7 protein-coding genes are annotated in these 12,605 nt (G+C 69.3%); 6 read left to right on the plus strand and 1 reads right to left on the minus strand.

What is annotated here, in order from left to right; translation table 11 throughout:
* Positions 1 to 84: 84 nt before the first annotated feature.
* The 3 genes from ACFZBU_RS38215 (at position 85) to ACFZBU_RS38225 (ending at position 6,036) form a co-directional block, all read left to right on the plus strand.
* Complete coding sequence (locus ACFZBU_RS38215) at positions 85 to 1,791, plus strand: ABC-F family ATP-binding cassette domain-containing protein (RefSeq protein ID WP_391588363.1); 1,707 nt, start codon at positions 85 to 87, stop codon at positions 1,789 to 1,791.
* Between the two features lie 422 nt (positions 1,792 to 2,213).
* Positions 2,214 to 4,550 carry a collagenase gene (locus ACFZBU_RS38220; protein ID WP_391588364.1) on the plus strand — a complete coding sequence of 779 codons (2,337 nt, stop codon included), beginning with the start codon at positions 2,214 to 2,216 and terminating at the stop codon, positions 4,548 to 4,550.
* Between the two features lie 247 nt (positions 4,551 to 4,797).
* A complete protein-coding gene (locus ACFZBU_RS38225; protein ID WP_391588365.1) occupies positions 4,798 to 6,036 on the plus strand; it encodes a PP2C family protein-serine/threonine phosphatase in 1,239 nt (412 codons plus the stop codon).
* Between the two features lie 1,770 nt (positions 6,037 to 7,806).
* Here the strand turns inward: ACFZBU_RS38225 and ACFZBU_RS38230 are convergent.
* The gene (locus ACFZBU_RS38230; protein ID WP_391588366.1) at positions 7,807 to 8,826 is read right to left on the minus strand and encodes a hydroxyacid dehydrogenase; all 1,020 of its coding nucleotides are present in this window, start codon (positions 8,824 to 8,826) and stop codon (positions 7,807 to 7,809) included.
* A 484-nt stretch (positions 8,827 to 9,310) separates the two neighbouring features.
* Between ACFZBU_RS38230 and ACFZBU_RS38235 the strand changes: the two genes are divergently transcribed.
* The 3 genes from ACFZBU_RS38235 to ACFZBU_RS38245 are packed head-to-tail and all read left to right on the plus strand — an operon-like array spanning position 9,311 to position 12,470.
* A complete protein-coding gene (locus ACFZBU_RS38235) occupies positions 9,311 to 10,639 on the plus strand; it encodes an extracellular solute-binding protein (RefSeq protein WP_391588367.1) in 1,329 nt (442 codons plus the stop codon).
* Positions 10,636 to 11,607, plus strand: a complete 972-nt coding sequence (locus tag ACFZBU_RS38240) for a carbohydrate ABC transporter permease (RefSeq protein WP_391588368.1) — start codon at positions 10,636 to 10,638, stop codon at positions 11,605 to 11,607. Before ACFZBU_RS38235 ends, ACFZBU_RS38240 begins: the two co-directional genes overlap by 4 nt.
* On the plus strand, positions 11,604 to 12,470 hold the full coding sequence (locus tag ACFZBU_RS38245) for a carbohydrate ABC transporter permease (RefSeq protein WP_391588369.1): 867 nt from the start codon (positions 11,604 to 11,606) through the stop codon (positions 12,468 to 12,470). The genes ACFZBU_RS38240 and ACFZBU_RS38245 overlap by 4 nt, the downstream gene beginning before the upstream one ends.
* Positions 12,471 to 12,605: the final 135 nt, after the last annotated feature.

A 12,605-nucleotide genomic window follows, 5' to 3' on the forward strand; every position in this document is an offset into this window, starting at 1 on the left:
CTGTCCCGCACCGGCCCGCGTACCCCCCTCCACGCCCCGGTCGGGCCGCCCCGACCGGGAAACCCTTCCTCTCGGCGGTGACTCATGCCCCCAGCACCCCTGCTCGCGCACGACCTCGTCCGAGTCCTCGGCACCCGTCGGGTACTCGACGGGGTCTCCCTCATCGCCGCCCCCGGACAGCGGATCGCACTGATCGGCGAGAACGGCGTGGGCAAGTCCACCCTGCTGCGCCTGCTCGCCGGAATCGACCAACCCGACGCGGGTACGGTCGTCCGCCCCGCGGACCTCGGATTCCTGCACCAGCAAATGCCGTTCGAGCCTGCGGCGACGATCGCCGACGTGCTCGACGACGCACTGCGCGCAGCCCGGGAAACCCTGGCCCGCCTCGACGGGCTCACCGGCGCCCTCGGCGACGCCCCACCGGACTCGCCCGGGTACGCCGGACTGCTCGCCGAGTACGGCCGAGAACTCGACCACGCCCGGGACCACGAGGTCTGGGACGCCGACCGACGCGCGGACGTGATGCTCGCCGGCCTCGGCCTGGAGCACCTGCCGCACGATCGCACGCTCGCCTCGCTGTCCGGCGGGCAGCGCGGCCGACTCGCGCTCGCCGCGCTGCTCGCCCGGCGTCCGACGGCACTGCTCCTGGACGAGCCCACCAACCACCTCGACGACCCGGCTGCCGCCTTCCTGGAGGAGCAACTGCGCATGCTGCCCGGGATCGTCGTCGCGGCAAGCCACGACCGGGCGTTCCTGGACGCGGTCTGCACGGACCTGATCGACCTCGACCCTTCCGTACACGGCCCCACCCGCTTCGGCGGCGACTACACCCGCTACCAGGCCCACAAGCGGGCGGAACGCGAGCGGTGGCAGCAGCGTTTCGCCGACGAGCAGAAGGAACTCGCCGAGTTGCGTACGGCGGTCGAGTCGACGGCGCACCGCGTCGCGCGCGGCGGCGTCAAGCGCGACAACGAGAAGATGGGCTACGGACACGCCGGCGGCCGGGTGCAGAACCAGATCGCCCGGAGGGTGCGCAACGCGTCGCGGCGCCTGGACGAGTTGACCCGCGCCCAGGTACCCGAGCCGCCACAGCCGTTGCGCTTCCGGCCCGGCGCGCTCGCGGGCCATCCGGCGCAGAGCGCCGAGTCCGGCGTGTCCACCGAGTTCACCGACTCCGCCGACACGACCGACACGACCGACACGATCGAGGCCGGCGAACTCGCGGAAGGCGCGCCGGAGATGCTGTTGTCGTTGCGGCGGGTCACCGTGCCCGACCGGCTGCGCGTCGACCGCCTCGACGTGCCGGCGACCGACCGCCTGCTGGTCACCGGAGCCAACGGCGCCGGCAAGTCGACCCTGCTGGCGGTCCTCGCCGGACAGCTGCCGGCGCTCGGCGACGTCCGCCGCCGCCCGGGGCTCACCGTCGGAATGCTGGCCCAGGACACCGTGTTCCCCCGACCGGACCGCACGGTACGCACGACCTACGCGGCGGCCCTCGGCGCCGAACGCGCCGAAGCCGTACCGCTGCTCTCGCTCGGCCTGATCGGCCCGCAGGACCTGGACCGACGCGTCGGGGAACTGTCGGTGGGCCAACGCCGCCGGCTCGCCCTTGCCCTGCTGGTGGCGAACCCGCCGACGCTGCTCCTGCTCGACGAACCCACCAACCACCTCTCACCCCGGCTGGCCGACGAACTGGAGGAGGCCCTGGGCCCCGGCCCCGGCGCGATCGTCGTGGCTAGTCACGACCGGTGGCTGCGAAACCGTTGGCAGGGAAGGGAGTTCGGCCTGTAGGCACGCCGAACGGTCGCGCCGATCGAACGCGCCCATCGAACGCGCGGAGACTCCGCGACACCCCGGAGACCCCGGCCATCGTCGCGGGCCGAATCGGCTACGGCAGCCCCGTACGCGGCATGCCTTCGAGCGGGAGTTCGGCGCGACCCCGGGGCGGTATCGAGCGAAAGCCGCAGGTCGATCGGCTCCCACCGCAGGGCCTCAACGGGCTTCGAAACAAACGGACATCGGATAACTCGGCCGGTCGGCGACTCCGCAGTCACCGCGAACCGGCGTCCGCAGTCGGGCGCGGAGTCGGGCGCACGGAAACTCGTTCGAAGCTCGCTCTTCCGGCGTGATGCGACATGTGCAATGTTACATGTCGCATATCGGAAGGCCGCGTCCCGGTACGCGGCCGACAACGGCTCCGGAGGCCCCCACAGATGAGTCCCTCCCGGATAGCGAAGGCCAATGCGCGCAGACTCCCTGCGCTCGGCGTGGCCTTCTTCATAGCCCTCGGCCTGTTCGCGCCGCAGAGTCAGGCTGCCCCGATCGGCGCCACGGCCCCGGCCGGCGCCACGGCCGGTGTCAGCGCCGGCAGAACCGCGGCCCCGGTGCCGCGGTCGATCCCGCTCCCCAAGTCGCCCGACGCCCGGACGGACAGTTTCGGCGCCAAGATCTCCTCGCAGGAAGGCACCACCGAGGAGTCCGCCCCGCAGGCCGCCCCGACCGCCGAACCCGCCGACGCGGAAAGGCGGTTCTCGGCCGCCGGGGACGAGTGCGGCGACCTGTCCGGAGTGATCAACGCCTCGGGCGGCGCGCTGATCCAACAACTCAAGGCCCTCCCCAGGGTCACCTGCACCTACCCGCTGTTCGACCTCACCGGGGAGGCCGCGGGGACGGCCTTCCGCGAAGCCAAGATGGTGACCGTCGCCGACGCGCTGCGCGACACCTCCGCGACATACCCGGGCACCAACACCACCTCCATCGGACAACTGGTGATGTTCCTGCGCGCCGGCTACTACGTACAGGACAACCACGCGGACGCCGTCGGCGACTACGGCCCGGCATTGGACACGGCGGCCCGCAGCGCCCTGGACGCCTTCTTCGCCTCCCCGCGCAGCAAGGACGTCACCGACGCCAACGGCGAAACCCTCAACGAAGTCGTCACGTTGATCGACAGCACCCACACGGCCGGCCGCTACGCCGGCGTCGTCAAGTGGCTGCTCGCCGGCTACGACTCCACCTGGCCCAGCCGGATGACCCTTGCCGTGGAGCACGTCGAGTGGGTCGTCGAGAACGGCTTCAAGGCCAAGAACGACAGCCGCGGTTGGCGGGCCGCGCTCAAGGCCGACCCCGCGTTCCTCGACACCTGGGCCGATTTCATCACCCGCAACAACGCCCAGCTGAATCGCCTGGACGTGGTCAGCAACGTCGGCCGCTACCTCGGCTACGCGCTCGACGTCCCCGAACTCAAGGACCGGGTCCGGCCGCTGCTGAAGGACCTGATCAACCGCTACCCGAACGTCGGCCCCACCGCACCGATCACCATGAACCTGGCCTGGTACACACGCCGGTTCGACCGGAACAACTGTGCGGCCTACGCCATCTGCGACCTCGCCGACCGGGTGCTTCCGGTGGTCCTGCCGATCCGGCACACCTGTAACCCGAACCTGAAGTTCCGTGCCCAGGACATGTCTCCCGGGCAACTGGCCACCACCTGCAACAGTCTGGTCAACCAGGACGCCTATTTCCATCGGGTGATCGGCGACAAGGGCGCCATCCCCGGTGACGTGAACACCGACCTCGAGGTCGTCGCCTTCGACGACTACGTCCAGTACGCGCTGTACGCCTGGGCCATCTACAACATCGACGTCGACAACGGCGGCATGTACGAGGAGGGCAACCCGACCCAGGCCGGCAACCAGGCCCGCTTCATCGCGCACGAGGCCGACTGGCTGCGTCCGTCCTTCGAGATCTGGAACCTCAACCACGAATACACCCACTACCTCGACGGCCGCTACAACATGTACGGCGACTTCGAGGCCAGTCTGACCACGCCGACCATCTGGTGGGTCGAGGGCATCGCCGAGAACATCTCGTTCGGCTACCGCCACGAGCGCAACGCCGATGCCATCGCCGCGGCCGGCGCGAAGACCTACACGCTCAGCGAACTGTTCGACACCGTCTACGACCAGGACGAGGACCCCGACGTCAACTCGGCCCGGGTCTACCGCTGGGGCTTCCTGGCCGTCCGCTACATGCTGCAGGCGCACCCCGCGGACGTCGAGACCGTGCTCGGCATGTACCGCACCGGCGACTGGAACGGCGCCCGCACCTTCCTGAAGCAGACCATCGGCACCCGCTACGACGCCGGCTTCGCCACCTGGCTGACGTCCACCTGCGCCACCGACGACTGCGGCCCGCTGCCGGAGGCATCGTCCGTCCCGCCGTGCACCCTCGCCGACCCCCGTCAGTTCGACAAGAACTGCCGCCGGGACAACCTCGCGGCCACCACCGGCAACAACAGCTATCACTTCCTCTACCTGCCGGCCGGTGCCAAGGACCTGACCATCACCAGTAGCGGCGGCACCGGGAACGCCGACCTGTACTACGGCGGCAACAACTGGGCCACCACCGGCAACTACCAGGCCAAGTCGACCAATACCGGCAACGGTGAGACCTTGACGATCGCCGACCCGCCATCCGGCTGGGTCTACTTCACCCTCGCCGCGTCGCAGACCTTCGGCGGCGTGAGCGTCACCACGCAGTACAGGTGACCCGGTGCGGCGGTGGGCACGCCGCACCCGGTGAACCCGGCGCACCCCGACGAGCCGGGATTCGCTGAGCAGGGATCTGCTCGGCAATGCGGGTCCCGGCGGTGTGGCACTGCCGGGAAACGGGCCCGCGCGTGACGGCGGTCCTTGCCGCGGCCGGTGACGGCCGGCAAGGACCGCCGTTCGTGCCGAGGGTTCCGGTGCCGGTGATCGGCTCGGGCGGGCTGACGTGAGAGAGAACAGGATCGGTGTGAAACTGGGTACGGAAGGGGTGATCTTCGTGTCGGATACATCGCGCGTGTCCTCCGGCCCCGACACCGCCGTCGACGAGAATCGGCTGGAAGAGCTGATCGTCGAGGCGCAGACCGCCCTACCGGTCGAATTGCCCGCCCTGGCGAACCGGTGCGCCTCCGCCCTCGGCCTGGACGCCGCGTCGATCTATCTCGTCGACCTGCAACAACAACTGCTCATCCCACTCGACGAGGCCTCGGAGCCGCTGCCGGTGGACAGCTCGTCGGCCGGCTGTGCCTATCGCACGGTCTCCCCGCGGGTGGCCCAGGCCGACGACGGCTCGACCCTCTGGATGCCTCTGGTCGACGGTGCGGAGCGGCTGGGCGTGCTGGCGGTGCGGACCAGCTCGCTCGACGGGGCGCGGATACGCCGCAGCCGGATGCTGGCCCATCTGTTCGCCATGCTGATCACCTCCAAGCGCGCCTACAGCGACTGGCTCGCCGCCCGTACCCGCACCGCGACCATGCGGTTGCCCGCCGAGATGTTGCGGGCCTTCCTGCCTCCCCGCACCATCGGCAGCAGCAGGTGCGTATCGACCGCCGTCCTGGAACCGGCCTACGACGTCGCGGGCGATGCCTTCGACCACTCGGTGGTCAAGAACTTCCTGCACACCATGATCCTCGACGGCATGGGTCACGATCTGACCGCCGGCCTGACCACGTCGGTCGCCATGGCGGCGGCGCGCAACGCCCGCAGGGGTGGTGCCGACCTGGCCGACGTCGTCGGCTCCGTCGACCGGGCACTCGCCCAGTGGGTGCCCGACTACTTCTGCACCGGCGTGCTGTGTCGGCTCGACGCCGACACGGGGGTGCTGCGCTGGGTCAATTGCGGTCACCCCCCACCGCTGCTGATCCGTGCCGAGCGGGTCCTCGCCGGGGCACTGGACAGCCCCCCACAGCCGCCGATCGGCCTGGCCGGTCCACTCGCCCCGGCAGCCCGGCAAGTCCACGAGGCGACCCTGGAACCGGGCGATTGCGTCCTGCTCTACACCGACGGCGTCGTGGAGGCCCGCGACGCGGACGGTGCGGAGTTCGGCCTCGACCGATTCACCGACTTCATCATCCGCTCCTCCTCCGCCGGACAACGCCCGGCCGAGGTGCTGCGACTGCTCATCCACGCCATCCTCGACTACCAGCGCAACCAACTGCGGGACGACGTGACCATCCTGCTCTTCGAATGGAGCCCGCAACGCCGATGACGCGACGGCGGCAGATCACCGGTCGGGAGTGGTTCGAGTCGACGCCGACGTGGGGCGAGGCCCGTCCCGACTGCGTGCGACACCGGCTTCGACACCCGGCCACCCCATCCGAAGCGAGGACACGCCTGTACCGGAAGTCGATTACCTCACTGTCGAACGCGCGAAAATCTGTTGTGGCTGGAGTAGACATTGGGTGCCGGTGTGGTTATGGTTTCTCTCGTAGCCAGAGAGACCGAAGGACCTGGCAGAGACGAACTGCCGGTCGCAGTATCCGTGGTCGCAGTGTGCAGTACTCGCAGTCGCAGGTTTGCAGGACGGTGCGCTTGTGGAGTCCCGAAGTCAGGGTTGTCGCAGGGCGGCGACGGGACTGACGGCCGCACCGGCCGGCCCCGGGATGATCAGGGGCCGCGAGCAGTACCGCAGTTCACGCAGTCGCAGTACCGGTAGGTGCAATTCGCAGTACCCGCAGTACCCGCAGTTCGGTAGGTGAGCAGTACCTCGGTGAAGGCGTCGGCTGCGGACGCGCGCACCGGGAGGTTCGGCAGTGGGGTTCCACGCCAAGGCAATGCGTAGGACAGGCGATCGGGGCCGGCTGCCGAAGAAGGGGTGGCGCCTTCACGGGCCACCAGGCAGTAAAGCAATACCAGGCAGTACGCAGTACCGATGGACCGCAGTACGCAAGATGGTTACCGAGGAAACAACGAAGGAGTGGAAGCGCCATCGGGATCGCCCGGGCGGAAGTCTCGAGCCCGGGTACCGCAGGACATCGATAGTGAGGTGGTCTCCGGTCGAGCAACCGCGATCCCCGCGCCCCCGACGGCAGTTCGGTCGGGTCTGCGGAAACGGAAGGCCGGCGCAGGATCAGGGCCGGCGGATGGTGTAGCAGTTCCTTCGGGGCCCTGGTGTCAACGGCACCAGGGCCCCTCCACGCGTTTCGGGGTACCGTCCCGGGTTCGTCGATCGTGGGCGGTATCCGCCATGGGACGTCCACGGACCACCGGTGATCCCCTCCACCGGTGACCCGCGCGACGAACGGGAACGGCTCCGACCGCGCGTTGCCGCGACCGGAGCCGTTCCCCGTCATCGTGCACAGCGCACAGCCCGCACAGCCGGCGCGCCGGGTCGAACGGGGAGTCGTCCACATGTCGGACTCCGGGCCCGAACTCCCGTTCGTCACGCCGGGTTCACCGGCCCTACCCTTCGGGGCATGACAACCGCGAGATCCGGGCGTTCGGGGCGAGGCGACGTCGGTCGAACGCGGCTCGGGTTCCCCGGCCCGCCGTACTCGTGGTCGCGGAGGTGCCGCCGATGACAGCGCCGGGCGACCGCCCGCGCACGGCACGGCTGCTCCGGGGGGCGCATGGGCCCTCGCTTCGGCACTTGCCGTGCTCTCGGCGGTCCTTGGGAGTCGGGGTCCGTGCGGGCTGACGGCCTTCACCCGGGTGAGCGCCGCGACCGGCTGCCACCGAAGTCGCTGTTGGTCCCGCCCGGGTTCGTGGTCGCCCCCTTCGCTCGGCGCGGCGGCCCGGTCCGAGGCGCCGCAGAGCGGATTCGGGGCCGAGGGGTGCTTGCCGCGGCCCCGAAGTCGCGCCGCCCGCGCCGACGTCTCACTCACGTTTCGATTACGTGACGTCCCTGGCTGTGAGCTGGGGGAGGCGGGTGCCGAGCAGGCTTGCCCGGACCCTGGCATGCGGTACAGCATGACCTTGCGTGACGTCGCCGATCGGAGGTTTCCGGGGGAAGAGGCTCTTGTCGGTGTGCCCGGCGGTGTCAGGCCAGCGAGGCGGCGCGGGCGGGGTCGATGGCGTGCTGGAGCGGTTGGTTCTGGGCGAGGCGGCGGAGTTCGTCGAGCACGAGCTGTCCGAGGCGGTGGCGTTCGGCGCCCAGGGCGCCGGCCAGGTGCGGTGTCAGGACGACGTTGGGAAGGGTGAACAGTGGCGAGTCGTGGGCCGGGGGTTCGGGGTGCGTTACGTCGAGCACGGCGGTGAGGTCGGGCCTGGCACGCAGGACCTGCGTGGCGGCGGTCTCGTCGATCAGTGCGCCCCGCGCGGTGTTGATCAGGGTCGTGCCCGGCCCCATGGAGTTCAGCAGTCGTGCCCCGATCGAGCCGCGGGTCTCGGGCAGAAGCGGTGCGTGCAGGCTGACGACGTGACAGGTGGCGAAGAGTTCCTCGATGGAGACCAGTCGGACCCCCGCGCGCCGGGCGGTGTCCGCGGAGGCGACGGGATCCGCGGCGAGGACCTCGACGTCGAAGCGGGCGAGGTGGGCGGCGACGAGCCGGCCGATGTGTCCGAGTCCCACCAGGCCCACCCGTGACCGGTAGGCGCCCGGGACGTCGGGATCGGTGGGGAAGCGGCGGCTCCGCGTCACCTCCCGCGCGATGTGGTGGGCCTGCTTCAGTCCGAGGAGAACATGGGCGAGGGTGAACTCCGCCACCGGAACGGCATTGGCCGCAGCGGCGGAGACGATCGGGATGCCGCGCTCCCAGAAGGCGGGTGTGGTCAGGTGCCGGACGGATCCCGCCGCGACGAGAACGGCCCGCAGCCGAGGGGCATGTGACAGGAGGGCGTCATCGAGGACGGGTGCACCCCAGCCCGTGAGCAGAAGGTCGACGGTCCGCAGCACATCGGGGTCCGCGTCGAGTTCCTGCCGGGTGAGGGGCGGTCCCTGCCATTGCACGAGCCGGCCTATCTCGGCCAGCACTGCGGGCGGGTAGACGTCGGCCCGGCGTTCTTCCTCCATGACCAACAGGGCTGTCGGTGCGGTGGCCGGTTCGTTCGTGTCGGGCATGTCGGGTTGGTCTCCTCGGCCTGTTCGGTGGTGGACCGGCAGCCGGACGGTCGGCGGTCCCTGCTCGGAAGTGGTGACGAGCGTGTGACCGAACGTCGCGGACCGGTGCGGCCGGGGCGTTGTCCGGCCCGTAGCTCGCAGGAACCATACATCGGATCATTGAAATGTCGTCGCCGTGACCTTGCATGCCCGATCTTCTTCGTTCGGGTGGCTGTCGTGGAGAGTGAGACGCGCCTCGGGGCGAAGGGTCGATCCCATCGATGCCCAAATCGCACCCGTAGGCGCCTATTTATGCGCGTCGGGTCGTCCTCCCCGTCCGCCGGATCGACTGGGAGAGGGTGCGGGAGCGCGTCGGATGGGCACTCTCATCGGTCCGCCGAAACCTTTTGTATTCATCGGACTATTGACCGTTTGAATCGGACCCGGTTACCGTCCCTGGCAAGCGCTTTCCAGGCCATGTGATGCGGCGAAACCAGGAGTTGTCATGCAGAGATCGCGATGGATCGGTGCGGGGGCCCTCGCCTCGGCACTGATCCTCACCAGCTGTACATCCGGGCCTGCGGGAGTGGATGCCAAGCAGAACTCCAAGGCGCCTCTCGAGCTCTGGACCAGGACGACGCCGGGTGGACCGGGGGAGAAGGGCGCGCTGGAACTCGCCGCCGCCTTCGAGAAGGCCACGGGCTACAAGGTCGAGGTCACGGCCATCTTCGACGACTTCGAGACCAAGCTGCAGCAGCGCGCCGCCCAGAAGAAGCTTCCCGACATCGTCATGAACGACGCGACGCAGATCGGAACCATGCACAGCCAGGGTCTGCTCCGGGAGATCGACCTGGGCAAGATCAAGGACAGCAAGCAGATCATCGGACAGGGACTGCAGTCCGGGAAGAGCCTCGACGGCAAGCAGTACGGCCTCCCGATCTCCGCGCAGGCGTCCGCGCTGCTGATCCGCAAGGACTGGCGCGAGAAGCTCAAGCTCGAGGCCCCGCGGACCTGGGACGACTTCGCCGCGATGGCCGCGGCCTTCACCACGCAGGACCCCGACGGCGACGGCAAGAACAACACCGCCGGGCTCGCCGCCCCGCTGTCCACCAAGCGCGGCTACGCCTCCTGGTACTTCTCCAACTTCCTCTGGGCCGCGGGCGGCGACTTCATCACCGAGACCGGGAAGGGCAAGTACAAGCCGGCGATGACCACCCCGGCGTCGGTGCAGGCCATGCAGTGGTTCCGCGACCTGGGGTGCAAGGCGAAGGCCATCCAGCCCGGCGCCGTGACCATGGACACCCCGCCGACGAACGAGACGTTCGAGGCGGGCAAGGCCGGCATGTACGTCGTCGGCCCGTACCTGCTGCCCCGCTTCGACAAGTCGCTCGGCGCGGACAAGTACGAGGTCGTACCGATGCCCAAGGGGCCGAAGGACGCCACCGTGCTCGCCGAGGGCAGCTCCCTCTACCTGATGGCCGGCTCCGACAACCGGGCCGGCCAGGACGCCTTCGCCGGCTTCGCGGTTTCCGTCGAAGGCCAGAAGAAGGGGATGGAGGGCACCACCGGCTACACCGTGCAGATCCCCGTCAACACCACCGTGGACATCTCCCAGATCCGCACCGACCCGCGCTGGAAGACCTACGCCCAGGTGTACCAGGACTCCGGCCGGTACGCGCCCTCCATTCCGAACTGGACGCCGGTGCGGCAGGTGACGGCGGACGCGGTGAACGCGCTGATGGCGGACTGCGGCCTCGACATCAACGCCAAGTTGCGTGAGCTCGACAAGCAGCTCGCCGACATCCTCAAGGAGCAGGGGATCGCCGCGTCATGAGCCTCGACCAGGCGGAGCAGGCCGCCAAGCCGGCGGCCGGCTCCGCCCCGCGAAAAGCGGGCCGCCTGGGCGGCGGGATCGCCGGCCGCCGGGGGCGCGGCCGCAGATCGGGCCGGTGGTGGATGCCGTGGCTGTTCCTCGCCCCGGCGCTGCTCCTCTTCCTGTTCTTCAAGTTCATCCCCATGGCCAACGCACTGACCATGTCCTTCCAGGAGGTTCAGCCCTACCTGGGGAACAGGTGGGTCGGCACCGAGAACTACACCACGGTGCTGCAGTCGCACGGATTCCGCGACGCCGTGTGGCACACGATCGTCCTCGCCGCCGGACAGACCGCCGGTTCGATGGCGCTCGGCTTCGCCCTGGCCCTGCTGATGGAGGGGCAGAGCCGTCGACTGGGATTCGTGCGCTCGGCGGCGTTCCTTCCGGTGGTGGTGCCGATGGCGGTCGTCGCCGAACTGTGGCGGATCATGTATCACCCGACCGACGACGGCATGCTCAACTCCATTCTCGGTCTGGTGGGACTGGGCCCCTCGGGGTTCATCAACGACCCGGACACCTCGATGTCGTCCATCATGCTCACCGGCATCTGGCGGGGCGCCCCCTACGACATGATGATCTTCCTCGCCGGTTTGACGAGCGTGGACCGCGGTCTGTACGAGGCGGCGAGGGTCGACGGTGCCTCCCGGTGGCAGCGGGTGCGGCACGTGACGGTACCCGGACTGCGCTCGGTGTTCTCGATCCTGTTCATCCTCGCCGCGATTCGCGGACTGCGCGTGTTCACCGAGGTGTTCCTGCTCACCAACGGAGGGCCCAACGGCTCCACCGAGGTCGTGATGACCCTCATCTACAAGCTCGGGCTCGAGCAGAACCGGCTCGGTGTCGGCGCGGCGGGAGCGGTTCTGCTCTTCGTCGCGACGCTGATCCTGACCATCATCGTCCAACTGCTGCGGCGGAGGGAGAGCAAGTGAGCGAGTCGACCGAGACCGCGCTGGGCCTGACCGAGAGCCGCAGCGTCGGCGGACGGATTCTGAAGGCCGTCGTCTACCTACTGGTCCTGACCATGTTCGCGGGTCCGCTGCTGGCCCTGCTCGTCGGAGCCTTCGGCGACATCAAGGACCCGACGCAGCTGAGCATCGTGCCCTCGGGCTTCACGTTGGACAACTTCAGGATCGCCTTCGACCAGGGGGTGCTCAAGTACCTGCTGAACTCGTTCTTCGTCGTCGGCTTCGGGCTGCTGCTCCAGGTGTCCGTCTCGGTCCTGGCCGGATACGCGCTGGCCAGGAAGGTCTTCCCGGGAATGACGCTGGCGCTCGTCGCCATCCTGGCGACGCTGATGCTGCCCGAGGAGATCCTGGCCCTGCCGCTGTCGGTCGTTCTCGCCGACCTGCCGGTCGTGCACTTCAACCTCATCGGCACCCTCGCCGGAATGATCGTTCCGCTGGGCGCCTGGGGGTTCTCCATCCTGGTGATGACCGAGTTCATGAAGGACGTGCCGCGCGAACTCGAAGAGGCCGCGCGGATCGACGGCGCCGGAGACCTGCGGATCTTCGCGCAGATCATTCTGCCGATGTGCAAGCCCGCCCTCGGAGTCATCGGGGTCTTCGGCTTCACCATGATCTGGGACCAGTACCTGCTGCCCCTGCTCGTCGCCACCGACTCCTCCTCGTACACGCTGCCGCTCGCGCTGCGGACCCTGCGGATCGACCCGGCCGTGACCCCCGGAGTGGTGATGGCCGCCTCCCTGCTGGCCCTGCTGCCCTCCGTGATCGTCTTCCTGTTCTTCCAGCGGTCCTTCGTCAGCGGTCTGTCCTCCGGGGCACTCAAGGGCTGACCCGCAGACCGACCCGCCGACCCGCGACCCGTCGACTCCGCAGCCCCCGCGCCTGCCCCGCAGTTCGCGCCGAGCCCCGGGCCCGGCGCCCCACCGCGCCCGCGCGTCGATCCGGTCCGCCCCCTCCCGTACGAC

This window comes from Embleya sp. NPDC008237, assembly GCF_042956465.1.
Lineage (GTDB): Bacteria > Actinomycetota > Actinomycetes > Streptomycetales > Streptomycetaceae > Embleya.